Source organism: Bacillus sp. N1(2025) (assembly GCF_053470005.1).
Genome location: NZ_JBLTJB010000005.1, coordinates 39,990 through 66,043, shown reverse-complemented (window position 1 = coordinate 66,043; position 26,054 = coordinate 39,990). Strand labels below are relative to the sequence as shown.

The window sequence follows — 26,054 nt, the reverse complement described above, 5'->3', positions numbered from 1 at the left end:
CCCAAAAAGGCCTCTTTTTCGTATATCGTCAGGCAAGCTTCTGTCCGCAATTCGGGCAAAAATTCGCGCCTTCCGTTTTCGTTCCGCAGTTCGGACAGAATTTCGGCTTAGCCGCTCCTTCCGAGCCGTTCGCCGGTGCCGTGCCCTGATTCTGCTGACTTTGATCTTGCTGCGGCTGGTTCTGCTGATTTTGATTCATTTGGTTCATCATTTGATTTGCCACATTCATTCCCATCATCATGCCCGCCATGTCGGAGGCGGCGCCGCTTCCGTTCATTTTGCCGGATGACATTCCGTCCGTCATGGAAATCTGCTGATAGCGGTTCACATCGCCCACCATGCCGTAAGAAGCGTTTTTCGTAATCATATCCTGAACTTCCTGCGGATAGTTAAAGCTCATAATATTGAAGCCCGTAATCGACATGCCGTCTCCGATCAGCTGCATATCAAGATCTTCTTGAATCCCTTTTCCGATTTCAAAGGAATTCGACTGCAGATTGAACATATCTTTTCCTTCTCTGGTGATCCATTTCATCAAAAGCTGATCGAGAATAGACGTAATCCGGATTTTAATGTCCTCCACTAAATAGCTGTCTTTGACACCCGCAATCTTATCAATCAATCCGATGTAGTCAATGACCTTGAAGTTAAATGTGCCGTTTGCGCGGATCGGCATACCGCCCGGCATACCTGCCGCCGGAATGTTGATGGCGTTTTTTGTGCCCCACTTCACGGTGAACTCCTTCGTATTCACAAACAGCACTTCAGCCCGCATGCCGCTGTTAAAACCAAACTTAAACCCTTTTAGTGTAGATAGAAATGGAATGATTTCTGATTCGATATCATAATCGCCGTCATCACGGAAAATCCCTTCAATCTTCCCGTTGTATAAAAAGATGGCATCCTGTCCCGGCCGGATGATCAGACGGCTGCCTTTTTTAATTTCACGGTTGTTCCATTTATAGAAAACCATGTCGTCTCTGAATTCTTCCCACTCCACCACATTTGCTAACTGATTTCTGAAAAAACCCATGTATGCTCAAATCCTTTACATATAATTTAAAAACTTCCCTTGCTTCCGCTGTAACTCGTTCCGCCCCTCGTGACTCCGCCGTCATTGTCATTATCTTTATCAGGCTTTTTTTCTCTTGTAACGTCGGTTCGGATATATGTGTCGTGCTGGCTCAGCACTTCAGACGTATCGTGATCCATATACGTGCTGCCGGTGACGGTGACCTTGCCGCCGGAATTGTACACCATCACAGTGACGGCGATTCCGGCCGCGGCTGCGGCAATAATGAGCTGAAACCACCATGTGAGCAGCAGATTGTCAGACTTGTCGTCCGGGCTTTTCCCCATATCTTTATAAGCCATCTTGATGTAGGTCTGAAACGCCTTTTCATAATGGCCTGCGGAAATATCTGACGAGATCGTATTCCTGATCGTATTCAGCCGGCTGTTATTCAAATACGTCTCCGCCTTTTTATATCCCGAGATAAATACTTCCCGATTTTTCATATCAATGGTCAATATCGCCGTACTTCCGCTAAAATGACTGTCATAAAAATCACCGGCGTACTGCTCGATGTCCTTACCGCCCGTTCCGTTTGCGGTCAGAATGATAAAATCGGTATGGCGCTTTGCCCCCAGCTTCCCGGCCAATTCCTCAAGTTTCTTCGTTTCATCCTTCGTTAATAAATGAGCATTGTCATAAACATATTGCTTCTGTTCCGCGGCAGACGCCGATGTATGTAAAGAAAAAGACAGCATCAGAAAAAGGACAAAGCAGAAGAGACACGCTTTTTTTATCGATACTTTCATCAAAAACCGCCTCCTATCATAAGTGAGACGAGTCTTAATGCTACAAACGCACCGGCGGTTATGCCGCCGAACCACGCGGCCACTTTTCCGGCACTGATCGGCGGTTTGCCGACAACCTTGCCCGTCTGCCCGTTCATCGCAAAAATGTGCTCAGCCCGCTCATAGTCGTAGCTGACCATCCAGACCGGAAGCAGTACGTAAAAGCTGCTGATTTTATCGGTCTGAATCTGCTCATCCGTAATGTCAGCCGTCGTATATCCGGAGAAGGTGGATCTGATATAAGAATCAATATAATGGCTGATTTTATCCTTCGCCCGCGGAAAGAGATCGTCATCGGTATAATTGTACTTTTCCGCTATATATCCCGCTAAATAGGCCGTATTAAACTCCTTCAGCTCACTGTATGAGTAAGGTTCCAATTTGTCCATTAATTCATCATTCATTTTTTCTGAAGCGTCGACCGGAATTTTGAGATAATCAAGATTGATATCGCGGTACGCGTTGTAATACTCGGTCTCCGTCACCCGGTATTCTCCATCATCATAGTGATGCACTCTCGTACAAACGGCATTGACCTGAACCTTGCTGTTTAAATCAAACATCCAAAACGGCACGTACATGCCGGTTATGCTCTTCACCCGGTCGGCAGACATAAATCCTTTCGGTGTCAGACGGCCGTTTCGGCACCATTTTTTAAAAGCGCTCATGGCCTCTTCTTTACTGATCGTAAAAGGGATCACCATCGAAGGCGCGAGATTTCCCGATAATCGGTCGGCGAGAACGGCGGCTCCTCCGCAAAACCCGCACGTCGTGGCCGTCGTTTCCGCCTCAGTCATTAATACCGCGCCGCAATTCTCACAGCGGTACTCGTTCGCCTCATTTTCGGAAAATCTCGTCGTTATATACTCTTTTGGCAGGCTCTCAATCTGATCCTGCCGCCCGCAGCTGTGACATGTCAGCATGCCGGATGAACTGTCAAAGACCATATCATCGCCGCAGTTCGGGCATTTATAAGAAATGATCATTCTGTTTCTCTCACTTTCTCTTTATATCGGACAAAGCTGCAGCCCGCTGTCTATTGATCTTTACTGAAAAGCATTTTCTGCTTGAGCGCCGCCAATTCATCATCGACACTGCTTTGATTGCTGTCATATTTAGCCGTCAGCTCGTCAATATCGTCTTTCGGAGACGCGTTCAGCTCAGCCATCGCATTGGCGTGATCAAGCGCTTGGTTGACCTTGTCTTCCATTCTGCCGAAAGCTGTCAGCGATTGGCCCGCATTTGACACAGAGGACCCCAATTTGTTCATTCTCTCCTGCGTTTTTGCCACAGACCACTTCGCTTTGATGGCATTTCGGCGCGACTCAAGCTCTCCGATATCAGCGACAAGCTTGTCATGCATTTTGCGCATTTGAGACGCGTTGGATGAAGCGAGCTGATAAGCCGTTTGCAGCTCGGTCAGTCTTGATTCAACAGCCGCTTTCCTTTCCAAAAATGTCCGCGCATCAGCTTCATTGCCGGCCTGCAACGCTTTCATCGCATAACTTTCCATCTTTTCGGCATCAGCCTGGCATTCAGTTAGCGCTCTTTTCGCCCGCTGTTCCTCAGCCATGACAGAAGCCGTCTCCGCTTTCACTTTTCCTAAATCACTGTTCAGATTCCGCAAATATTGATCAACCATTTTTTCAGGGTTTTCAGCTTTATCCAGCAACGCATTGATATTACTTGACATGATGTCTTTAAATCTTCCTAAAATACTCATTTTTCATTTTCCTCCCAAAATTAAATAGTAACAAGTTCACAGTTATATATACTGTTTTTTTCGAAAAAAGTTTCATTTTCTCATGAATTTATGTATTTTATATGAAAATAGTCTCATTCAGCCCATTTGTGCCGGCGGAAATTCTTTATGACCAGATACAGTGAGAACAAAAAATAAATAAACAGCCCGATCATCAACCCGCTCACTAACGGATAATGCTTCGCCGCATACACAAAGAAATCCAGCTGCGAAATCTGTTCCGGACTTGTAATCGTATCCGTCCCATTCAAAAGCTTTGAGAATTTAGCCGTATAATTCCAATCAAACGAATCAGAAACAAGCTCACTCCCCTGATACCAATTGACAGCGGCGAGACAAAGAAAACAAAAAACAGAAAACGCGCATTGCACAATAAGAAAAACATGTTTCATGAAAAACATTCCTCCGCGGTTCAATATCATAGGCCGTCACACTATACATGACGGCAGCAGCAGAAACTTGGTTTTACTCAGAACTGATAAAAAAGTGATTGTATGTACTTCACAGCGGTTCAATTTACTGGATGCCTTTCTAAAGTATACCGTATATCGTAAAGGGTTTCAGACCTAAATAAAGAGGATGCTTCCCGAAGTCCGATGACTTTCAAGAAACATCCTCCATACTTTACAGTGATACTTCAACCTCTTTTAAGCTCGGCAAAGCATCGATCGCACCGATTTTGGTGCACACGAGCGCCCCCACCTTATTGGCAAATGAGACAATATCACGCAGCTTCGCAAAATCATCGGCTGCCGTCTGAATCTCATCGGTGCGCGCCAGCTGATACAGCGCCGCGCCGACAAACGCATCTCCCGCTCCCGTTGAGTCTATTGATGTCACCGGAATGCTCGGAATGATGTCAATATCCTTCCCATTTGATAGAAGGGTTCCGCTTTTCCCGAGTGTCACCGCCACAATGCCGGCTCCGATCTCATGAAGAACCGCAACACCTTCTTTATGATCCTTCGCACCGCTGATGATCTCAAGCTCTTCGTCACTGACTTTCACAAAATCACTTACGGCAACGGCTTTTTTTGCGGTGTTTATAAACTCTGAAACTCTTCCTTTCCATAAATCCTCACGGTAGTTAGGATCGAAGGAAATAAACTGTCCATTGTCTTTCGCAATCGACATCAGCCGTAAATAGGCTGAGCAAAACGGATCAGATAATAATGCTGTCGCTGATCCGAAATGAAGGATTTTCGCATCGTTTACCTTTTCCAGGTCAATATCATCCAGCGTAAACAAAGCGTCCGCTCCTCTGTTAAACACAAAGTCGCGCTCCCCATTTTGTTTTAATGAAACAAACGCAAGCGTTGTAGGCGCTTTCTCATCCATGACGAGCATAGAGGTATCGACGTGTACGGCGTCCAATGTCTGCTTCAGAAAATACCCGAACGGATCTTTGCCTGTTTTTCCGCTGAAAGCCGCGTCTCCGCCCAGCTTAGCAATCGCTGCCGACACATTCGCCGGTGCCCCGCCGGCACTTTTTAAAAAATTACGTCCTACCGTCAAATCAACATCCACATCGGTACAAAAGAAATCAATTAACAATTCTCCAATACAAATAACAGATTGGCTTCCCACATTATCACACTCATTTATCAATTCTCGATTATAGTTTCAGTATAGTGCTTTCTGTCATAAATACAACCGTTTACATAGAATATTTTAAATTTTACATATACTCATCTTGCAGCTCTTTGCTCCAGATCAGACATCATCTGCTGATATTTTTTTTCAGTTAAAGGATAAAAAGAAATAAGAATAATAGACAGCAGAATGAACAATCCCGGGATGAGCGCATTCATATTTTTAATCGCATTCAATGACGAGGCTGTCTGATCGGTATTCGCGGCATATCCGGCGATTCCGAGATAAACGGCCGAAAATGACCCGGCTAACGCAACTCCGAGCTTATTGATGAAACTCATGCTCGAAATCACCACGCCATCAGCCCGGACACCGGTTTTCCATTCCGCATAATCGACACAATCGGCAACCATTCCCCAAGCAAGCGTATTTAAAGGCGTCGTAAAAAATCCCGAAACGAAAAGCCAAAAGAAAATAAGCGGCAGCGAAGAATACGATGTAAACTGAAGGCCCGCATAAGAAATCAGCGATAGCGCCGCCGTGATGATCATGACCTGCTTCCGGCCCCGCTTCTCAGAAAAGAAAGGAATAAACAGATTGCTGATCAGCGCCGCTCCGAAAAATAATACAGTTCCTAAAAACACAAATTCCTTATGGCTGACGTTATACGTAAAATAGTACACCATCGTGCTGAGCTTAATGTTAAACCCGATCGCAAACGCCAAAAATGCAGAAACCAAAATGAGCAAAGGCTTGTTTCGGAACAAAACAGACAACGTCTTTTTCATTCCTTGTTTTTTTCTTTTTTCAGGCTGAATCCGTTCCCGCACAGTAAAGAAGCTGAACAGATTCAATGCGATGCTCACCGCCGCATAGATAAGCGCCGTCATCTGGAATCCAAACGCCTGATCTTTCCCGCCAATGGCGTCCGCAAGCGGTGTCGCACAGGAAATCGATAACAGAATGCCGATATAAACCAAAATCATCCGGGTCGTCGTCAGAACCGTCCGTTCCTCCACGGAATTCGTCATCCGTCCCGTTAAGCTGTTGACCGGAATCGTCTGCATGCTGAAGGACATCCCAAGCAGAATATAAGTGATGTACGCATAAACCATGTTCCCCGTCTCGCCGAAATGAGGGGTCGTGAAACATAAGAATGTGAATAGCGCAAAAGGAAACGCCACCCACAAAAGATACGGCCTTGCCTTTCCCCATCTTGTATTCGTCTTGTCTAAAATCACGCCCATAATCGGGTCAAAAATAGCGTCCAGCACCCTTACGATAAGAAACAAAGCTGCAATGACCGCAGGCTTAATGCCGCCGACGTCTGTATAGTAGAATAATAAGTATGCGTTTACAAACTGAAAGATAATATTGTACGACATATCGCCGAATCCGTAGCCGATCCGTTCCATCCAGGACAGGCCGCGATATTTCGTCTTTACTGCCGCTGCTTTTTCTGTTTCAATCATCATTTCCCACCCCAAGAATCCGTTTTCATTTTTGATAAGCAAGAGGGAGAATGCAAAGATCCTCCCCGTTCACTCAGCGATTTGGATACACCATCACTTTTAAGCATTCATTTTTGTATTGAAAGGCCCGTTCCATCGCCTCTTGCGTCTTCTCCAGCGGATATTGGTCCGTTATAAGGTGCTTCGTGTCCACTATGCCGGAAGCGAGAAATTCAATTCCCTTCGGATACGTATTCGCATAACGGAAGATTCCGTAAATATCAATCTCGTTATCCGCAATAAACGGCACATTGAGCGGAATCTCGTTCTGAGAAGGCAAACCGACAATCGCCAGTTTTCCGCCCCGGCGCACGGAAGCCAGTGCGGATTGCAATGCCGCCGGATTCCCCGCTGTTTCCCAAGCAGCATCAACGCCTCTGTCATTCGTGATCGTTTTGATTTCTTCACCGGCATCCTGTTCCCGGACATTGATGACATGCGTCGCTCCCATTTTTTTCGCAGCTTCTAACCGCAGCGGCTCCAAGTCGGTCACAATAATTGTGCCTGCCCCGTATGCTTTCGCTGCCGCAACGGCCATCAGCCCCACAGGGCCCATTCCCATGATCGCAACCGTTGAACCGGGCTGAAGCTTCGTTCTCGAGGCCGCATGAATGCCGACAGAAAACGGTTCAATCAAAGCCGCATCTTCATAGGATAGTGAATCCGGAATCGAGAAAACAAAGTCCTGGCGCATTTTGATATATTGGACAAACGCGCCGTCAACCGGCGGTGTCGCCAAAAACTGTACATCCGGGCAAAGGTTATAACGCCCCTCCTTACACGCCTCACAGCGTCCGCATGTGACACCGGGTTCGACAGCGACCCGGTCTCCTATTTTAAATTGATCGACAGACGATCCGATGGCGGCAATTTCTCCCGCGCATTCATGACCGAGGATAAATGGTTTTTCCACTACATAATTGCCTATTCTGCCATTTGTATAGTAATGCAGATCAGATCCGCAAATTCCGACAGCCATCACCTTAATCAACACTTCATCATGATTGATGTCAGGCACGGGCAATGTTTCGATTTTGATTTCTCTCGTGTTGTGCATAACCGCCGCTTTCATGTTTTGAGGCACTGTGTGAGTCATTTGGCAAAATCCTTTCTCTGCTTTGAAATGTAAGTGCATACATTTTTGTTTTCTCTATTACTGCCCCTATTTTATCTGCTTTTCAAGACGTACAACAGCCTTTCCTGCTGTATAAAAGGACAGCCTCACTGTACTTTTTATTTTTTCATATACAAAAAACACTGAATTGATAAAATAGTACTAATAGGAGGTGCAGGCTAATGGCTGAACTTGAAAACCGGACACAATTTGCAGAACTGCTGGCACCTGCCGTCAAATCGCTGAAACATCATCCTGATTACAAAATCAAAAGGACAAAGAACGTAAAATCCGGACAGTCTTATATAGATCAAATCGCACTCCGAATAGGCGTTTCCTCTAACACGATCAAAAGCTGGATCGGACAGATGGGCGCAAACTACATTCCCGGACGAATTGACGACGGAAAGCTGTTCGGAATGATCTGGATCATTATAGAAAAGACTGACATGGATCCTGAATGGCTGACCGGCCTTCTGGAAACCACCACCATTCCCGTCATCAAACCCGCATTGCCCGTTTGGACGGCGTCTTGTCTAAAAAAAGCAAAAATACTCCGGAAAGACGGATCATTCGGAGCGCCGAGTGATGAAGATGTTGAAAAAGCAGTAAAGCGGCTGTTTCATGACAGACCAAGCCACGAAACGAATGCGCTTACAAGAAAGTCCGTCACGCATAACTTACCGTCACGCCGGACGGGGAACTTTATCGGCCGCTGCTTTGATATGGAAGCGATCCGGCAATGGATGCTGTCCCCGTCACCGGTCTGTTTAATCACGGGCTGGGCCGGCATGGGAAAAACAACAATCGCTCTTGAAGCAGCCTACCTTTGTGCCGGCAGTTCACCAGATTGGCCGGCATTCAACAGCATCATCTGGATCAGTGCGGATTGGAAAGGATTGAGCTTCAGCGATTTTTTAAACACGATCGCCTATCAGCTCGGACGCACAGAACAAATCGACAAATCAATCAACGAAAAACGGTTCGTCGTCCGCAATGCATTAGCCGCTCATTCAAACGAAAAACCAGTATTGCTGATCGTTGACAGCATTGATACAGCGGAACGTGACATTCACGAATTTATCATCGGCCTTCCGCAAGGCGTAAAAGTCCTTCTTACGGCACGGGAAAACGTAAAACAGACATACCGGGACGGCCTCGGGGAACTGGCGGCCATCCAGCTGAGCGGCCTTGAACAAACGGATGCCCTTGAATTTTTCCATCAAGAAGTGCACCGCTGTCTGCAAACATGCAACCTCCCGCATAAACGGGAAAAGCTGGAGCAGCTGTTGCAGCTATCGCCTGACCTTAAGAATGAATTCATCTCGGCAGCCGCCGGCAATCCGAAGGCGATGGCACTCAGCATTGCATACATGTCAGACGACGACATCCCCGCTCCCCAGCTCATACAAGAGCTTAAACAAGCAGGCTACTCATTATTGGAATTGTTTGAGGTTCTCTTTGGCCGCACATGGGACAGATGTCATGATGACACACGAAAACTATGGCAGACGCTTTGCTTTTTCGCTAAGCCCCCTGATGAAAAAAGCTTGGCTCAAGCGGCCGGATTAGACGTCCGGCGGTTTCATTACGCGATTGAGCAAATGCGGTCATATGCTTTAATACAGCCGGAACGAAGCGAAGGAAGTATTCAATACGCTGCCCATCAAACCGTTGTCGCTTACGGAGAACAGCACTTATCCGAAAATCACGAATTTGCAAAAGAAGCCCGCAGCCGCTGGGCGCATTATTATATTGATTATGCGGAAACCCATATAAAGCGGGAACAGCCCAATTCTATCTATTGGAGCTACCTGCTGGGACGGAATTTAGAGCAAATGAAAAAGGAATGGCCGAACATCCTAAAAGTCATCGAATGGTCGAGCGAAACCGGACAACATGACATCCTGATCAAACTCATCATCCGCATCAGCCATTTTCTAAGCAGAATCAACCTGCCCCTGCGAATCGAATACGGATTAAAAGCCGCCGGTGCCGCCCATCAATCAGGCGAACACACGCGGGAAGCTTACTTTCGGATCGACACGGCAGGCTGGGCGCTGATGGAAGTCAACGATTCAGACGGAGCTCTCAGGCAAATAGAAGCCGGCCTGAAGATACTCGAACAATCAGGCGCGCCGGATCACGACGACTTGAAAGTATGGGGAACCGCCCTGCAATCGAGGCTGCTGTTAAAAATCGGAGAACCGGAAAAAGCGGCAGCAATGCTGGACGGCATCAAAGATCAGCCCGTCTCGCCCATTATCCGGCACAGGGTTCTTCTGGTCTGCGGCGACCTGAGTTTCGCCCGCTCTCACTACGAAGAAGCCATCACATTATACGAAGCGGCAAACACAACCAGCGCCGCATACGGCGGCGAAAAAACAATAGAAGCCTATTTCAACCTGGGCATGGCTTACGTAAAGTGTGATCAACTCGAAAAAGCGGAAAAAGCCTTTGAACAAATGCTCTATGACAAACACAACGCCAATCAAGTTGAACTGATCTACTATTATTACGGGATGGCGCAGCTGTTGTATCGAAAAGGAGAGAAAACGAAAGCGATGGAATCCAATCAGAAGGCAATTCGTCTGATTGATTCGTGGGAGCCTGGGATTGGGATTCGGGGTGAGGTTGAGCAGCTGAGAATGGTGCTTGAAGGAAATGGTGAAGTCACATTGTAGTTAGGAAAGTGTGAATTCCATCTAAGATAAACCCCTCACACCTTATTTATAAATAAATCAGGCCTTATCAGTTGAGTTAACTGATAAGGTCTTTTTTGCTAGAATGCATGAGCAATTCAGATGAAATCAAATATCCACCCTTGATATAACAAGGGTTTTTGCTGTTTATTTGCATTATTCCTCCTAACATCATGAAAAATTAGTTTTTAATAGATATTTTTGAATCAATGTTTAGCAGTGATGGGATACCAAATCTGTCAAAATGATAAAACCAGTACTAGGGCTACACTAGAACTTAATAGGATGTCAAACTGTATGTGGCCTTTAATGTTTAAAGCTAGCAGTAAGTTGAATGATTTCCAACTTTGATATTTCAAGTGATATTTTATAGCTTATTCTCTTCCGCTAAGAATTTTTTAGAAAAAGTGGTAATTTCCCCTTGAAATTTAATTGATTATAGTCGATTATATATAGGTATTATATTATATAAACTGGGGGTTTTAGGTGAAGAAGTAACTCTTTTTATTCATGTCTTTAGTACTATCATTAGTTTTTAGCGGCTTGTAGTAGCTCGACAAATGATGTCTCACAGGGATAGTGATTCAAAAAATAAAAAAGCTTGAAAGACTAAAGATGACTGTTCTAAAAAAGTCGTTGCAATATGCTGAAGCACTGGGCATGAGTTAATCTGGGCGATATAAAGATCATGAGAGACAAGATAAACGTCGTAATAAACATCAAAAATACAACTGACAAAAACCTGACCTTTTATTCTGACCAAAGAATGTCGTTATTGGCAATTAGCTGCAAACATGTTCTTAACTGATGGAGAAGTCCAAGGCGGAATAAAACAAAAAGGCGTATTTGAATTCTCTGCTCCAGATGAAAAAATGATGTTGATAAAGTCAAAGAAATGAAATTAAACCTTGGAGATGTTGTCACATAGACTTCATGAAAAATAAAGCTGTATCAATTACAGTACCAGTTAAGTAAGGGAGAGTTTAACAATGAAAAGAACAACTGAATTTGTTTTAGGATTATTGGGTGGAATTTTTGGTTTTATTGGGGCGATCATGGCATTGATTATTGGTGGACTTGATGCCTCTTTTAATTCAAGCGGTACAAGCGAAATCATTGGTTTAGGCTGGGGAGCTGTTGTCCTATCAATTTTGGGTATTGTCGCTTCAGTAGTAGTTAAGAAGAAACCTAAAGTCGGAGGAGTATTGCTTCTTATCTCAGGAATTGGCGGAGTAATTTGTATATCAATGTTCTATTTACTGCCTGCTGTTCTTCTTATTATTCCAGGGATCATGGGACTTGTCAGAAAAGATAAAACGACAACAACAGCAGCTTAAAGAAAGGCCCTTAGCAGGGCCTTTCTTTTTTAGCCAATAAAAAGTAAAAGTTCTCGATATGTTAAATTTATACACATTTTAAAAATCCACCATTGTCAGAATTATATAAGCAAATTGCAGATTTACTTGCCGTAATGTAAAAGCATAACAATACTAAAAGTTTATCCTTCAAAATGAAAGAGGATGCTTCGCAAAAGTCCATTAGACTTTCGGAAACATCCTCAATTTCAGAATTTCATGAAGAAATGTTATCAAAATGTTATTTTTTTGAGCATTTCAGATGATATCAACGGTCAAACCCTTGGTATATCAAAGGTTTTCTCCGTTTGATTACATCATTCCGCCCATAAATCAATCACTTTCAAGAACATACATTCCTATTCATTTAGGTAATTCGATATTTGTTTTTTCGCTCGATTGCCCTCACATCTTTCATTGTTATTCATATTTGAATTTATAAAGTGTGACCAATTGTGTGACCAAAATTGAAATCAGAAACTAAATTCGTTTATACTCCCGTTAGGAGTTGATTCAGAATGACCGATTTTGAGCGTAAAGTGTATCGGATTATTTTTAACATGAGCCGCTTCGGGAAAAATCCCTCCATGGAACAATTGAAAAGGAAAACCGGGAAAGATGAGCAGACGATCCGTGCTGCTGTGAAAAGTTTGATGAGGCAGCGCATTTTGAAGTGGGATAAATTAAAGAAAAAGTGGATTTTGTGACTGAGAGGAAATGTTTTCATATTCCAAAAAGAATAATTAGTATATTTTTAACAAATGACATGTTATAATGATGTCGTGGTTAATCTTTGATTAAACAAGTCTAGATAGCAGAGGTAGTTGAAGAGGTTACGTACAACAGAATTTCAAAAGGTTTTTCGTCAATAGTCAGCGTTTTGAGTTTCTGTATATAAAAAATAATTTGCAACCAAAAACACCCTCTATCTTATCCTCTGGACAAAGAGCAACATTGATAAAAAAACCTCTCGCGGACTGGTCATCTGCATAAGAGGTTTTTTTCTGTTTAAAATTGTTCTAATACGGAAAAGATATTCATAAATAAAAAAAGACACCAGAATATTTACTAAAGACAAAAAAAGACGCTTTTCCTCCGCAAGGTTTGTAATATTGCGCATGAGTTAGGAAAAAGTGGTCAGCTCTCTCCCAGAGCTTCTTTATCTTTTTCAACATCTGGTGTGTTCAAGATCATATCAAATCAACGGAGACTCAAAAAGACTTGAACCAAGTAGTACGCCCCCTTCGCAGCGTTTCCAAAAACCGAAAAAGCTACTTGAAGGGCATGTGGTTTATCCTTGCTAAACAGGTCTACTCCTCCTTCCATTCCTTGCTCGGTCTAATTACAAATACAGGAGGAGTAAGCGTACTCAGCTATTAAAATATATCAAATATTGACGATAATTGGTAGATCTTTTTGCCATATTATTCTTTTGAACACAAAAAAAGCCCTACTGTTAAAGTAGGGCTTTTCTTTATTTTAATAATGATTCTAGCTTTTCTTTCGTTTTCGACCCATAAATTCCGTCAGCAGACAGGCCATACATCACAAAAAACCCTCCTCGTCACGAGAAGGGAATCATTCATCATACAAACGATACTTCTTAACGCTCTGCCTCTGATTTTTTCAGAGCTTATACATTCATCAAGAGAATAAGTAGGCATTACACCAGCTTTTAGAACAACAATAGATTAATAGCATAATAAACACCATCAGCAATTATTTTGGCTGATCCCCCGCCAATCTTACCCTTCAAAGCCTTAAATAGCTTGTCCGAAATCATATGTGCAGTAACATCGGGAAGTTCAGCTATTTCATCTATCTTATCTGCTATGTAGCCTGAATTCTTTTTAAATGCTTTTGCTGCTTTAGCGTCGGCATGTTTTAATATTTGGCCAACCGCTGCTCCGCCATGTCTAATTCCTAAGGAGACTGTATTTGCAGCTAATTTGACTAGAAAGCCTTTAATGCCGGTAGTGTGGAACACTGGCTCCTCACTCTGTTCCTCAGCCAAATTGTTCACAGTGTTAGTTTGAACATTAACACTCTGTGTTGTTCCTTTAGTCTCAGTTTGACTATTAGGAGTTGCGGCACTTGCAACGCTTGGTAATAGTGTTGATACTAAAAGTAAGCCTGTGAGAGAAAGAATAATTACGCTTGACATAATCTTTTTCATTTTACCACCTCCTTCCAATATAGTATTATATACTAAAATTTATAATTTTTGTTTAAAATTAGTTAAAAAAGGAGAATTATCATGAGAAAAATTTACAATCATATGAACGTTGACCAAAAAAAGACTGCTATTAAATTGTTTAAAGAGGATTTAGAAGAACTGAAGAAGGAGCAGAAACAAGAAAGTGAAAAGGGTTATCCTCGTGTTGTAAGGGATGCCATTGAGGAAACTATACAACGGTACATACAAGATATAGAATACCTAACAAATGACTTAAAACAGAATGAGCAGGCCTAATGCCTGCTCATTTTCATTTCAAAAGCGCTTCGATCTTCACTTTGGTCTTCGGCCCATAGATGCCGTCAGCAGTTAACCCGTACATAGATTGAAATCGTTTGACCGCGTTTGCTGTTTTCGGGCCATATGCGCCATCAATTCCGAAGTTCTTTGCGCTCTTATCGGGATAATAATGAAGAGCCGCCAGCGCCGTTTGAATCTGTTTTACGGCCTCTCCTCGGGTCAATGGGCTTGTGACTTTAAAAGTACCCGCAGGCAGGCTGAATTTTGATTTCTGAGTGTTTTTAGGCTTTGAGGCTGTTACCTTCTTCTTGCCGCCGCTTTTCAGCTCGTTATCACTTTTGATATAGGAGACATTCACATACCCGTGGAATGTCTGGCCTTTTGAATTGGTGTATTCAACATATCCCCATCCGTTGACAGTTGATCCAAGCTGATATTTTACAACCGTACCATTCGGCAGGTTAAGCACCATGGAAGAAGAGGCGTTCCGTTGCGTACGTAAAACAAGGCCGTCACTTGAAACCACCGTGTTTTTGATAAAACGGCCTTTATTCGAATCGGTGTTGGTTTTCGATTTGTTGTTAGTTGGTTTGTTAATTACTACCCCACCTAATCGCGCTTTTACTCCATTCTTGAAATCAGTAAACCCTTGGGATCTGCTTACCCATGGGGCCGGACAGATTTTGTGTGTAATGTCATAGTGCCGCACGATGTCATTGATCGGATCAAGTTTATACATTTTGCACAGCTCGGCACAAACTTGTTCTGCGCGGGCAATGGTATCAGGATGGAAAGTGCCGTTCTTTTCAATGCAAAGCTCCACGCCTATAGATAAGAAATTCGCATTCGGTTTCAGTGCAGCGACGCCCCGGTAAGGCTGTCCGTTGACGAATTGCTGAACGTCATTCGCATGATAGGCCACCTCATTCAACGGAATGATGCAAATAGCCTCTGTACGATCGACAAAGATGTGGGCCGATGCAAACGTCTGTTTTTTCTCAGATAGATTTCTGTTCTGTGCGGGGAGCGTTTGACCAAAGTATCTATAATGATTGGCAGCAGGCGCGCCGGGGTTGGCCGTGTAATGCACCACAAGTTTCTTCACGCCGTTGTTTTTGATTCCCGGCCGCGTCCATTTATTAATATCAATATATTGGTTTTTAAATGCTGACATAAAAAATCTCTCCTATTCTGTTTTGAAATATAAAAAGGCCGCCGAACGGCAGCCCTTACTTGGTTAAATCATGCTGTTTTAAAACGGCTTTTTGCTTATGGCCTTTTTCAGTCACATAGTTGTTTTTAAACCATGCTACAAGCGTAGTGCTGATAGTAAAGATTACAGAGCCGGCAGTATACAGGGCATCAGCAAGCTGATTCACCTGACCCTCTGTAATATCCAAAGATGATTTGCCAAACATCAGCATAGTTTGGTTGATAAGCGCAATTAAAAGAAGCACCGTCCGGACGACCGTGCCTTTGTCAAATTTTTTCATTTTGTGTACTCCTCCTTATTTTTGCAAAACAGTATAAAAAATAGCGATTGCGCCGCCGATGATGCCAGTGCATACCGCTGTAATGATAGCGCCAGTGATTGTGCGCTTGATCCAAGTTGTGTTCTCTTCGATCTTGTTGAGTTTTTCGTTTAATGTCATGATCTGCTGGTCTTGCCTGTCGGAAACGCGCTCAAGAACATTTACACGCTGTTCGATTGATCTCTGACCTGCCTTCATTTCCATTATCTCTTTTTGTAATGCATGCACATCTGGTACCTCCGTCACTTCTGACATTAGTACGCCCCCCTTTTATCTATCTCATACGCTTCACCTCCTTCGAGGCAAAATAAAAACACCTATTCAGTTACAGGTGCTGGTTCACTTTTATTTTCTTTCGCTGACAGTGCAGCATTTAATTGTTCTTGAAGTTCCTCGCGCTTCTTTTGCGCAAATGTATATAAAGCCTTGTATTCGGCGCGCTCCTTATTCTTTTGATTCAATTCTTCCTGTAGCGAAATGGATTTATAGATTTCAATCTGTAGCTGTTCCTGAAGCTGCTCTTTTGTCATTTCTTGCATCCTGTTCCCCTCCCTATTCTTGATCTGGATACGCATTACCGCGCTCTTTTGCTGTAATTTCATCATATTCCGCTTGAGTGATGCGGCCTTTCTCAACGGCTTTTCTCATTTCAACGGTCAAAACAGTTCCATTTTTCCAGCAGTCTTCAAAAAAACCGAAGAGAACGCTTCGATTCTCCAATGAAATTTCCTCCGCTTCTTATGATTGGTTCATTAAGAGATTGCAAACACGCTGAAGATCAAGAGTTCTGGCTTTCAAATTTTCCTCTTCATCAGTTTGTGAACCTTCGCTTTCTTCTTTAATACGTTCAATATCTTCCGTTGATAAGCCCTCAGTCCAGCAGTTATTTTCAAAATCTCTTTTAACCATAAAAAACTGTTCGGCCGGAGCTTCATAAAAACCTTCAGGCGGCTCACGATCTTCAGAATTCTGATAAAACACACCGTTTACAAAACCTTCTTTATCAACTCCTAAAAAAGTTTTCATGGCAATCCCACCTATTTATCTTTTGGTCTAAAATGAATGTTGCTAATTGACACTTCATATTCTCGCCCGTCAGTCGGTCCATAAAATAGCTTTATATCGCCGCTCGGATACACAGTAAAACGTTCCTTTCCGGTTCCGTTCCAAACGTAAGCAGGAAAGATCTGCTGATACTCCGGTGCAACTTCTTCAGGCAAACTGCAAATTACATAATCACGCAGTTCCCCAGCACCCATTTTCCTCAAAAAGCCCCGCAACATTACATCGCCGCTTTCATTAATTCGATATCTAACTGGACCAAAAGAGCCTCCTTTACTTGCGAAAGGGCTCATAACCTGCAAGAATTCCCACCCACTGTCTTTATTTCTTATCACAAATCTTGATTTTTTGTGCTCCAAAACCGCTTCATATCTATCTCCAACTAAGCCGTCGTAATTTACAGTGTTTTTCAACTGCATAACAACCTCATTGTTCAGCGAAAAATCAAAATATGTGCCAGCTGAATCACGAGTATCAATTTGATTTTGTGAATAGATTTTCAGGGCCGAAGTATAAGTTTCTTCCGGAAATGTTTTGCCTCCGTCTATCGTAATTGTGCCATTCTCGATTAACACACGGTTTATATCATATTCAACATTACCGCTTTTATCTTCAGATTGCCTTCTTTGTGAGAATGATGAAGCAGTCAATTCTAAAACATCATATTCTAACCAATTTGCTCTTTTTCTTTGATATATTGTACCCGCTTCAATATAGGCAGTTAGTGAATCCGAGTTTGAGATTGGCTCAAACCGGGCTCCTTTTATCAAAGAACCTTCTATCGTGATCCCCTTGATCGTGCCGGCATTTATTTTATCAGCAGACAAATTGGCGATTTTTGCGTTTGTAATTGCGCCGTCAACGATATGCGCAGTGTCAATTATGGCCGTTCCGAGATGCGCCTTTTTAATTGCGGCGTTCGCGATAGCAGCAGATCCTACCGCCGCGTCTGCAATTTTCGCTGATGTTATTGCGGCTGATTGAATATTGGCGGAACCGACCGCAAGGTTTGCGAGATAGTTATTCGTGATGACCCCATCAACCAGGGCTACGTCATAGGGACTGTAGCCATATTCTTTAATTACCGCTCCTTTTCTGACTTGAATTTTTCTTACGACATAACTGCAATTACTGTTATCATCCGAACCACGGCCGCCCAAACCAATTGTGTAATTATTACCGGTTTCTGGTGCCGTGAATTGAATATTCACTCTCACGAATTCATCAGCCGGGTAATTGCTTATGTCAGTGAGCCCGCTTGCATCCAATGAAATGAATGTGCTGCCTTTTTTTAGATGATTCCAAGATATATCTGTTGTATTATTTCGTTTCACTTCAAAAGACAAAGTATATACTTGATCTTTCACAAGCGCCATCGTCTGTTTTACAGAGAGTTGACAAACACCAAAAGCCTTGGTGCCATCCTGAGAAATTGTCATTTCATTGAATTCTTTTTTGTCTATCGTGTACTTGGCGCCTGAATAGGCATACCACCAGTTGCTATCCAACAATGAACCCGGCAAAATATTGGCATCATCAAAGTTTCTGGAAAGCTTATCTGCGTCAACGGCCAGCTCGGCCAGTTTTTCCTTTGTGATCGCTCCGAAAACAATGTCATCAGTCAGAATGCGCTGAGTGGTCGCGGAAAACTGATCCGTGAATTCGCTCGCAGTGCCCCGTGTGTTGATTGAGCGTAAGCGATAATACCAAACTTCATTTACTCCCGTAAAATGCTCATATCCGCCTGTTTTGCCTCTGAAAATACGATTCTCTTTTAATGGAGTGAATCCATTTACTTGTGAAGCATATACCTCATAGGCTGCAATATAACTGGACGGATCATAATCCCATGTCAGGGCCACATTCTGAAACATTGGCTTGATCACTACATTCGACGGAACAGGCGGGGCTTTGTCAGGGAAGCTGCCATCCGTAACTTCACCAGCATCCGGTTTGCTCTCCCAAGTACCGCGGTTTTTTTCAATTACGCTTTCAATTTGATCAATCCGGCCGTCTTTTTGTAATGCTGATAAGAATTGTCCGATCTCAACGACGCAAGTATTTTCAGGGTCGGTAATATCGTATTCCATTGAAATAACGCGCTGCGATGTCTCAATTGGGATAGCGAAGTTTCGATCAATTGCGATCGTTGTATCTCCCAATTCCACATGTTCGTGTTCGTGTCCCGGAACGCTCTCAAGCAGTTGCACGGACAGCTCATAATTGATTTCTGTCTTGCATGCAGTCGTAATCAAATGATTATATGTGGCCTTTAAGAGCTCTTCCGGCTCCGTTATGTCTTCATTATTGAACTGGCCTTCCCGATGGATCAACTTTCCATCTTTAAGGCGCCCCAATCGTTCTAATAAGTCCGGATCGCCAACCCATTCCTGGCCTAAAGGCTTATCGACCGGGTCGCCTTTTGATTTTTTCCATTCTACTTCAGAGAAATCAATAAAACGGGAATAGCCGCCCGTTTCCTCTCCTTCCTCATCCGTAGATGCTATGGATGCCCCGTAACCCCAAAGGGCTGTCACCGGGTAACTGATAACGGTCCGCCGGATATTCGTTGTATCCTTATCACTCTCAAAGCGCTTCCCGCCATCTTTACCGCGACGGGGAAGTATTTTTATGATTCGTTTGACGACCTGATTTCCATCAAATTCTATAGTGTCCTGAAGCTCTCCGCCCCATATATTGATCACATCTGCGATACAATCCAATGCTGTTTTTTTATAGAAGGTAGTCGTATTCACTCCAAGCTCCGCCGTTACTTCCGCCACCCATCTTGATCGAGAAAGAACGTTATCCAGTACAAACTGTGCAGTTTTATTGGTAGGACGGAAATCTTTTACAAAGGTTTCAGCAAGCTCCATCATGGCAGCTTCACAGGTAACCTGAGTGTTAACCTCTCCTTCTTCGTCTGCATCATCCAATTCCTTGATTACAAACAGACGCAGTACACCGTCCTTATCCCTGAACACCACTTGATTCTCTTCGAATAGGAAGCGTGCGTCAGGGTGAGAGGCATCGGCTACAAAAGAAAAAGAAGAGCCCTTGTTGAGCTCTTCCTTGTATTTAGCATCCCAAAACGTACAGGTTTCTCGTCCGTGGCTGGACAGCACTGTCAATAATTTATCATCTGGTGAAAGTATATAAATGTCAGCCATGACCGGACCTCCTTACAAATATGCCTCATTAAATTTGATGCTGCTCTTATGACTGAACTTGATTTTAACTGGCGTCCTGGGCGGCAGCAGAAACCAATCTGATTGAATTTGAAGTGCTGTCATGATTAAATTACCGCTGCAAGTGACCTTTCTTTTTGCTGAATCAATTACAAGAGTGTCACCAGCGATGAAATCGTACAGCAGCTTGATCGTTTTCGATACAGACCCATCAGCATTAAGAAGAGCCACCTCATATGAAGTGGCTTTCTCTTCAAAAACGCATTCGATTGTTGGGTCTGCGGCTGCATAGCCCGGATTAGTAATAGTTTGAACACCTGAATTAATTTCAAAATCCTTCGCCGGGCCGTATTTTTTTGGATCGGGACAGATAAAAGTCAATGTTGCAGTTTGAAAGCCTCCCTGTTCTTCGCCTTCTGAAATGCTTTCAAAGACAGCATTATAGACTCTGTCAGGCTCATCGTTAAAAATTAACGGCTTAGGCTCTTCAGTGTGCAGAATAAAAGTCAGTTCCTCCTGCTTTTTCTTCAGCTCTTCTTCACTACGGAAGGCAAAAAGAACCTCAACGGTTATGACTCTTACAGGAATTCTTGTGTCCCGCAGGAAACCTCCCGGACGATTTCCAATAGTGGCTGTATTCACTTCCCTCCCTGTCACGCCTCGGCCGCCCGTCGACTTTACATAAAAGAAGGGTGATATATCAATGCCGTCAAACGTGATTTTCCATTGGTTAGGCAGCAGTTCCTGATAATTAATCATTGAATCTCACCCTCCTTGCGTTTGACCTTTTTTGTGCGTTTGTGACAGGCTTTTCTACTCCTTGACCGACCTTCTTGCTGTCCATCTCAATAACAATCATTCTGTCAGGCAATTCAAGGTTCCGGATGTCCGCGCTCAATTCTTTTCTAACCGTGCCGAGTTCGCTGCTAGAAATGGATGTGTCATATGCAAAATTCAGATCCTCCTGCTGAATAGTCATGGCATTACTGACGGCGCCCATAGCTTTCTGAACAGTGCCGATACCATTCTGAATCCCAACAGCGATACCGGCAGGAACCATGATCCCGACCTGATCCCGCATCAATCTGGATGGGGAGTGGATTTTTAATTTTTTCTTAATCGTTTTCTCAATTGTCGAGGCGATGGAATTTGCTTCTTTCGCCAGCTCGCCTTGCATATTCTTCATTCCAGAAATAATGCCAGCCATTGTATTTGAACCGATGGCTTTTCCGCTTTTCTTGAGAGAACCAAGCTGTTTTACATCCACTGTAAGCTCCCCAATTTTGCGGAGATAGTCATTTTTCAAAAGTGCCAGTTCTTTATTTGCGGCAGATCGTAATTCAACTATTTTCTTGGTTGTCTCGTTCTTCAGTCCGGTTAATTCTTGTTCCGCCTGAGTGCTCGCCAGCTTATGCTTTTCCTGCCACAGCTTGACATACTCATTTAACTCGGAATCTGTCATGCGTGAAATCGCATTAATCTGATCAGCTGACCCGATACCCATTTCTTTCAATTCGTCTGTGAATGCCTTGGGTGCCCGGCTTGCTATTTTTGTAATGTCAGTGTTGAACGTTTTGATCTTGTCCAGCTGCTTTTTAAGATTTGCAGTCAGCTTGGAGCCGTTCACTTTTTGACTGGAGACATCGTCAAATAGACCGATGGCGTTATAAATCGCGTCAGTTCGGTCTTGCAGCTCCTTTTTATAGGCATCGTTGGCCGCCTTAATATCGGCAGTCAGTTTATCATTCACACTTTTGAATTTTGAGAGATAAGTATTGTTTGCAGAAAGAATGCCCTTGTTAAGTTTGTCAGCCGCTTTCTTTTCGGCTTCCTTCTGCTTTCTGGCCTTATCAGACATCGCTTTTTGAGTCTGATAGATTTCCCGTTGAACCTTTATTTGCTGGTCAGAATTCAGCTTGTTCTTCTTCTTGATTTTCTCAAGCGTTTTGATATAGGTATTCCCGCTGATTTTTCCTGTATCGTATTTTGCCTCAGCTTTCTTAATCTGATCTGATACTTTCTTGGTATACGCCAGTTTCGCCTTCGCTTCCTTGCGCTGCTGATCTTTCAGTAGCTTCTTCTGTTTATCAGAGGCGCTTTTGGATGCCTGATATATCTCGCGCTGGATTTTTCGGTTTTGCTCACTGGTCAGCTTGTTTTGCTTCTGAATCTTCTGCAATGTTTTGATATACGTATCGGCGCCCATTTTCTTGGTGTCATACTTCACTTCAGCGTTCTTAATTTTGTTGGATACCTTTACCTCAGCCGCCTTCTGAGCTGCTTTTGCTGCTTTTGCCGCGGCCGCTTTTACTTTGGCCTGTGATTTATCAATACCAGCCGCCATACCGGTGCCGACGTGATAACCGACCTGGTCACGCATTACCCTTGACGGAGAATGGATTCCCAGAAGTTTTTTCATGCCGTTGGGAATAGCATTTGCCATTGATTTTACTTTGCTCGCTAATGCTCCCGCCATGCCGCTGATACCTTTTATTAAGCCTTGGATGATGTTCTTACCGATCTGCCACAAGTTAATGCCGCGGAAAAACTTCATGACACCGTTCCATATGCTTGTAATTGTTGATTTTGCTGATTTCATTATGCCGGAAATAGCATTTTTCATACTATTGAATAGGCTTTTAGCTGTACTCACGAGCCCTTTCCAGAGCCCTGTCACAAAACCTTTAACGGCGTTCCACACGCTTGTGAAAACACTTTTGGTGCCATTCAGCATGCCGCTAAAAAATGACTTCAATCCATTCCAAATGCTCTTGGCAGTAGAAGATACAGCTTTCCATACTGTGGTAACAACAGTTTTTATCGCATTCCAAACAGTGCTGAAGATTTTCTTTTGCGTATTTAGCCAACTGGTGAAGAATGTTTTCAATCCATTCCAGATTGATTTTCCAACTGATACAACGCCCTTCCAGATCGAAGTAGCAATTGTTTTGATACCGTTCCAAATGCTTGTGAATGCTGTTTTCATTCCATTCCAAACAGATGAAAAGAACGTTTTCAAACCATTCCAGACAGACTTCCCGACTGACACAATGCCTTTCCAAGTTGAAGTGGCGAATGACTTAATGCCGTTCCAAACCGTTGTGAACGCGGTTTTCATCCCATTCCAGAGTGATGAAAAGAATGTTTTCAGGCCGTTCCAAATGCTTTTAGCTGCCGATACAATTCCATTCCAAACAGTAGAGAAGAACGACTTTATTCCGTTCCATGTTGATGTTGCTATCGTCTTTATACCTGTCCAGACAGTAGACAACCAACTGGAAATAGCCCCCCATGCCGCAATTGTAGCCGATTTTACCGTGTCCCAATTCGCAATGATCAAGGCTACCAGACCGATGACAGCCGCCGTAATCCATCCGATAGGCCCCATTGCGATGACCCATGATGCCGCCATACGTGCCGCCTGCGCTGCCGCTTGTGCCGCAAGCACGACGAGTTGCCGGCCGAATAAAACCATTTGCTTACCGCCTGCAACCAACAAAGATATAAAATTGCTGATCTGCGCCGCCGTCCAAGCCGCTGCCATGCGGGTTGCCTGTGCTATGGATTGCGCTGCGAGCACGGTCATTTTGGCAATGAAAAGACCCATCTGCTTAATCCCGTTTGTCAGCATTGTGATAAAAGAGGTGATCTTCATTGCTGTCCATGCGGTTGCTGTACGGACAGCACTTGCGATTGATTGAGCAGCCATTACAGTCATATTCTTGATCCATAAACCCATTTGAACAATGCCGCGCTTCAGAGCAGAAACAAACGCTGATATTTTCATGGCTGTCCACGATGCCGCCATTTTCACAGCATTAGCTGTTGCGCTTGCTGCCATCGCTGTATACTTCGCAATGAATTGACCCATCGTGACAATTGCTGATTTTAATTGGGTAATCAATCCCACAGTTCTGATCCCTGAAACCGCCGAACCAAAGCTCCGCAAATATTGAGCTGCAGTCATAAAATCTTTAAGCCCATTTGTGACAGCACTGACCGCTACTATCGCTGGAACAATAGCTCTTAAAGCACCAATTAATGAAATACCAGCTGCTATAAATTTCCCGATTGCCGGGTTTGCCTCCATCGCAGCATTAGTAAATTTCAAAAACCCGTTTACATTCTCCAAAATCGTTTTACCGAGTGGAGCCATGCCAACAAGCAAGTTGATGATAGTCTTCGCGATCTGCCCCAATGTGCTCCATACTGTAGGGCCGTTGGTTTTGATATAGTCAATGAACGATTGAAATTCTTTTGTTTTCGTAACGCTGCCTGCCCACTCATTGAACCGCTTGGTCAGATCTACGAGTGATGTCATCATGTCTTGAGACATAGGAGCGAATCCAGTAAACAGCTTTGTCAGGCCGCCCGAAAAGTTTCTGATGATCTGTAGCAGTTTCGGGCCGTTGGTTTTTGTATACTCCACGAAAGCCTGAAATTTCTTTGAAGAACCCAAGTTCGCTGACCATTTCACCCATGATTGGGTCATTCCTTCGATGGATTTTGTCATGCTCTTTCCGGTCGGTCCGAATGCTACGATCAGATTAAAAACTGTCCGTAAGACATTCCCGGCAGATCGGCCGAATGAAGCAAACGCCTTCGGAGCTTCTTTGTTCAGATAGGAAATGAATCTCTGCATGTCCGGAGCTTTAAAAGCTTTGTCCATGCTTTTCGCCAGTCCCACGCCCTCTTTCGCCAGTCCGTCAAACATTGGAATGAGTGAGTTGAGAGCGAGTTTAAACGTATTTAGAGACATACCGAATGTTTTCAAGATCGGCTTTTGAACCATCGTACCGATGTCCCGCCAGTTGTCTTTAAAGTCTTCGAGGTTCTTTAATGCCTCTCTCTCTTCTTTTCCAAGAGATTTTTGCAGATTATTGATCTGTTTCATGATCTTAGCGCGCTCTTTTGCGCTTGTTGCATTGTCCAGCTTCTCCTGCAGCTTGGAAAGGTCTTCGGATGCTTTGAATACACCGCTTATCGAAGTAATAGCAAGGGCGCCGAATGCCGCCGCGCCTGTTCCCGCTGTTGCAAATGCACTGGTTAACCCCATTACTCCGCCGGCTGCCACCCCGAGCATAGGACCCAATGAGCCGATTACCCCGACAATACTTGCAAGGGCTGGCGAGATTGCAGGGAGTAGGGACGTTAGTGCCCCGGCAATTGAATGACCGATGACTGTTGAAACTGAGTTTGTGATCTTGGCAAGTCTGTTCATTGACGTTTCAAACCGATCAATTCGAGCCTCTATACTTATCCATACTCTTCTCGGTAAGGACGCCAGAGCAGCGCGAGCCGTTGCCACAGAGCGCATAAGTGCAGCCGTGTTTCCGTTTATGACCGTGGTAATTCTGTTTGGCAGTGAAGCCAAAGCTGAACGGACTGCCGAAACCCCGCGCATGATAGGCGACGTGGCCGCATTAAAAGTGGTAGTTACGTTATGAGATACTGATGCTATGGCTGACCGCGCAACAGCGACAGCACGCCCTAAAGGAGTGGGATTTCCATCTATCGTCGTTGTGATTCTGTTCGCCACCGCCGATAGCCCGGCTTTAGCGCGTGCCAATGCGGAAGATAACGGCCGCACATTCCCCATTAATTGCGTGGTGAAAGTTTGGGGAATCTGTCTTAATCTTTGCTTCGCCCAATTGATGGCCCGAGTTAAAGGGTCTGAATCCGCATCTAAATCGACTCGCGTGCGTTGATGTCGATGAACAAAGTTATCTATTTGTTGCGCCGCCTGCCGTACTCTTGCCTGAAAGCTGGAAATCTCGGCGTCAACCTCGACTGTGTGATGATCAGCCATCCGGCGCATTATATCGTTGACACGATCCATACTGCGATTAAATTTTCTTGTCTGTGCTTCAACTATTGCTGTCAGTCTTTCGATCATTCC

Annotated in this window: 22 protein-coding genes and 1 pseudogene; 4 read left to right on the top strand and 19 right to left on the bottom strand. The window is 44.0% G+C overall.

The window, feature by feature from the left end; all coding sequences use genetic code 11:
* Positions 1 to 28: 28 nt before the first annotated feature.
* From ACNFN4_RS13140 to gutB, 8 genes are all read right to left on the bottom strand, one after another.
* The gene (locus tag ACNFN4_RS13140; protein WP_029973761.1) at positions 29 to 1,033 is read right to left on the bottom strand and encodes an SPFH domain-containing protein; all 1,005 of its coding nucleotides are present in this window, start codon (positions 1,031 to 1,033) and stop codon (positions 29 to 31) included.
* Positions 1,034 to 1,059: 26 nt separating this feature from the next.
* A complete protein-coding gene (locus ACNFN4_RS13135; protein WP_014417077.1) occupies positions 1,060 to 1,821 on the bottom strand; it encodes a TPM domain-containing protein in 762 nt (253 codons plus the stop codon).
* Complete coding sequence (locus tag ACNFN4_RS13130) at positions 1,821 to 2,846, bottom strand: TFIIB-type zinc ribbon-containing protein (RefSeq protein WP_017419002.1); 1,026 nt, start codon at positions 2,844 to 2,846, stop codon at positions 1,821 to 1,823. Before ACNFN4_RS13130 ends, ACNFN4_RS13135 begins: the two co-directional genes overlap by 1 nt.
* A 50-nt stretch (positions 2,847 to 2,896) precedes the next feature.
* The gene (locus ACNFN4_RS13125; RefSeq protein ID WP_021495204.1) at positions 2,897 to 3,583 is read right to left on the bottom strand and encodes a PspA/IM30 family protein; all 687 of its coding nucleotides are present in this window, start codon (positions 3,581 to 3,583) and stop codon (positions 2,897 to 2,899) included.
* A gap of 113 nt (positions 3,584 to 3,696) precedes the next feature.
* The gene (locus ACNFN4_RS13120; protein ID WP_038463695.1) at positions 3,697 to 4,014 is read right to left on the bottom strand and encodes a YjdJ family protein; all 318 of its coding nucleotides are present in this window, start codon (positions 4,012 to 4,014) and stop codon (positions 3,697 to 3,699) included.
* Between the two features lie 232 nt (positions 4,015 to 4,246).
* A complete protein-coding gene (locus ACNFN4_RS13115) occupies positions 4,247 to 5,209 on the bottom strand; it encodes a carbohydrate kinase family protein (protein WP_167409188.1) in 963 nt (320 codons plus the stop codon).
* Positions 5,210 to 5,310: 101 nt separating this feature from the next.
* Positions 5,311 to 6,687, bottom strand: coding sequence for an MFS transporter (locus tag ACNFN4_RS13110; protein WP_025284356.1), 1,377 nt, complete (start codon positions 6,685 to 6,687; stop codon positions 5,311 to 5,313).
* Positions 6,688 to 6,760: 73 nt separating this feature from the next.
* Positions 6,761 to 7,822: a sorbitol dehydrogenase gene (gene gutB / locus ACNFN4_RS13105; RefSeq protein WP_448200239.1), complete on the bottom strand. Its 1,062-nt coding sequence runs from the start codon at positions 7,820 to 7,822 to the stop codon at positions 6,761 to 6,763.
* Between the two features lie 200 nt (positions 7,823 to 8,022).
* Here gutB and ACNFN4_RS13100 point away from each other — a divergent pair, with 200 nt between their 5' ends.
* The 3 genes from ACNFN4_RS13100 (at position 8,023) to ACNFN4_RS13090 (ending at position 12,604) form a co-directional block, all read left to right on the top strand.
* Positions 8,023 to 10,524: an NB-ARC domain-containing protein gene (locus tag ACNFN4_RS13100; RefSeq protein ID WP_448200238.1), complete on the top strand. Its 2,502-nt coding sequence runs from the start codon at positions 8,023 to 8,025 to the stop codon at positions 10,522 to 10,524.
* Positions 10,525 to 11,531: 1,007 nt separating this feature from the next.
* The gene (locus ACNFN4_RS13095; protein ID WP_014417068.1) at positions 11,532 to 11,879 is read left to right on the top strand and encodes a DUF4064 domain-containing protein; all 348 of its coding nucleotides are present in this window, start codon (positions 11,532 to 11,534) and stop codon (positions 11,877 to 11,879) included.
* 536 nt (positions 11,880 to 12,415) lie between these two features.
* Positions 12,416 to 12,604: a hypothetical protein gene (locus ACNFN4_RS13090; protein WP_205161048.1), complete on the top strand. Its 189-nt coding sequence runs from the start codon at positions 12,416 to 12,418 to the stop codon at positions 12,602 to 12,604.
* 767 nt (positions 12,605 to 13,371) lie between these two features.
* On the opposite strand, the pseudogene ACNFN4_RS13085 reads toward ACNFN4_RS13090, so the two are convergent.
* Positions 13,372 to 13,452 (bottom strand): annotated as a pseudogene (locus ACNFN4_RS13085) (peptidoglycan-binding domain-containing protein); the annotation flags it as partial.
* Positions 13,453 to 13,572: 120 nt separating this feature from the next.
* Positions 13,573 to 14,073: a hypothetical protein gene (locus tag ACNFN4_RS13080; RefSeq protein WP_088612288.1), complete on the bottom strand. Its 501-nt coding sequence runs from the start codon at positions 14,071 to 14,073 to the stop codon at positions 13,573 to 13,575.
* A gap of 81 nt (positions 14,074 to 14,154) precedes the next feature.
* Between ACNFN4_RS13080 and ACNFN4_RS13075 the strand changes: the two genes are divergently transcribed.
* Positions 14,155 to 14,370, top strand: a complete 216-nt coding sequence (locus ACNFN4_RS13075; RefSeq protein ID WP_088612287.1) for a hypothetical protein — start codon at positions 14,155 to 14,157, stop codon at positions 14,368 to 14,370.
* A gap of 13 nt (positions 14,371 to 14,383) precedes the next feature.
* Here ACNFN4_RS13075 and ACNFN4_RS13070 read toward each other — a convergent pair whose 3' ends face one another.
* The 9 genes from ACNFN4_RS13070 to ACNFN4_RS13030 form a co-directional block, all read right to left on the bottom strand.
* Positions 14,384 to 15,547 (bottom strand): N-acetylmuramoyl-L-alanine amidase, encoded by a 1,164-nt coding sequence (locus ACNFN4_RS13070; protein WP_205161047.1) that lies wholly within the window; start codon positions 15,545 to 15,547, stop codon positions 14,384 to 14,386.
* A gap of 55 nt (positions 15,548 to 15,602) precedes the next feature.
* Complete coding sequence (locus tag ACNFN4_RS13065; protein WP_095315831.1) at positions 15,603 to 15,866, bottom strand: phage holin; 264 nt, start codon at positions 15,864 to 15,866, stop codon at positions 15,603 to 15,605.
* 15 nt (positions 15,867 to 15,881) lie between these two features.
* Positions 15,882 to 16,109, bottom strand: coding sequence for a hemolysin XhlA family protein (locus ACNFN4_RS13060; RefSeq protein WP_411859513.1), 228 nt, complete (start codon positions 16,107 to 16,109; stop codon positions 15,882 to 15,884).
* Between the two features lie 113 nt (positions 16,110 to 16,222).
* Positions 16,223 to 16,444: a hypothetical protein gene (locus ACNFN4_RS13055; protein WP_202274251.1), complete on the bottom strand. Its 222-nt coding sequence runs from the start codon at positions 16,442 to 16,444 to the stop codon at positions 16,223 to 16,225.
* Positions 16,445 to 16,457: 13 nt separating this feature from the next.
* Complete coding sequence (locus tag ACNFN4_RS13050) at positions 16,458 to 16,625, bottom strand: XkdX family protein (RefSeq protein WP_014471524.1); 168 nt, start codon at positions 16,623 to 16,625, stop codon at positions 16,458 to 16,460.
* A gap of 18 nt (positions 16,626 to 16,643) precedes the next feature.
* Positions 16,644 to 16,931 carry a hypothetical protein gene (locus ACNFN4_RS13045; RefSeq protein WP_007408580.1) on the bottom strand — a complete coding sequence of 96 codons (288 nt, stop codon included), beginning with the start codon at positions 16,929 to 16,931 and terminating at the stop codon, positions 16,644 to 16,646.
* Positions 16,932 to 16,942: 11 nt separating this feature from the next.
* On the bottom strand, positions 16,943 to 20,137 hold the full coding sequence (locus tag ACNFN4_RS13040; RefSeq protein ID WP_448200237.1) for a phage tail spike protein: 3,195 nt from the start codon (positions 20,135 to 20,137) through the stop codon (positions 16,943 to 16,945).
* Between the two features lie 12 nt (positions 20,138 to 20,149).
* Complete coding sequence (locus ACNFN4_RS13035; RefSeq protein WP_448200236.1) at positions 20,150 to 20,914, bottom strand: distal tail protein Dit; 765 nt, start codon at positions 20,912 to 20,914, stop codon at positions 20,150 to 20,152.
* Positions 20,907 to 26,051 carry a hypothetical protein gene (locus ACNFN4_RS13030; RefSeq protein ID WP_448200235.1) on the bottom strand — a complete coding sequence of 1,715 codons (5,145 nt, stop codon included), beginning with the start codon at positions 26,049 to 26,051 and terminating at the stop codon, positions 20,907 to 20,909. The genes ACNFN4_RS13035 and ACNFN4_RS13030 overlap by 8 nt, the downstream gene beginning before the upstream one ends.
* Positions 26,052 to 26,054 lie beyond the last annotated feature (3 nt).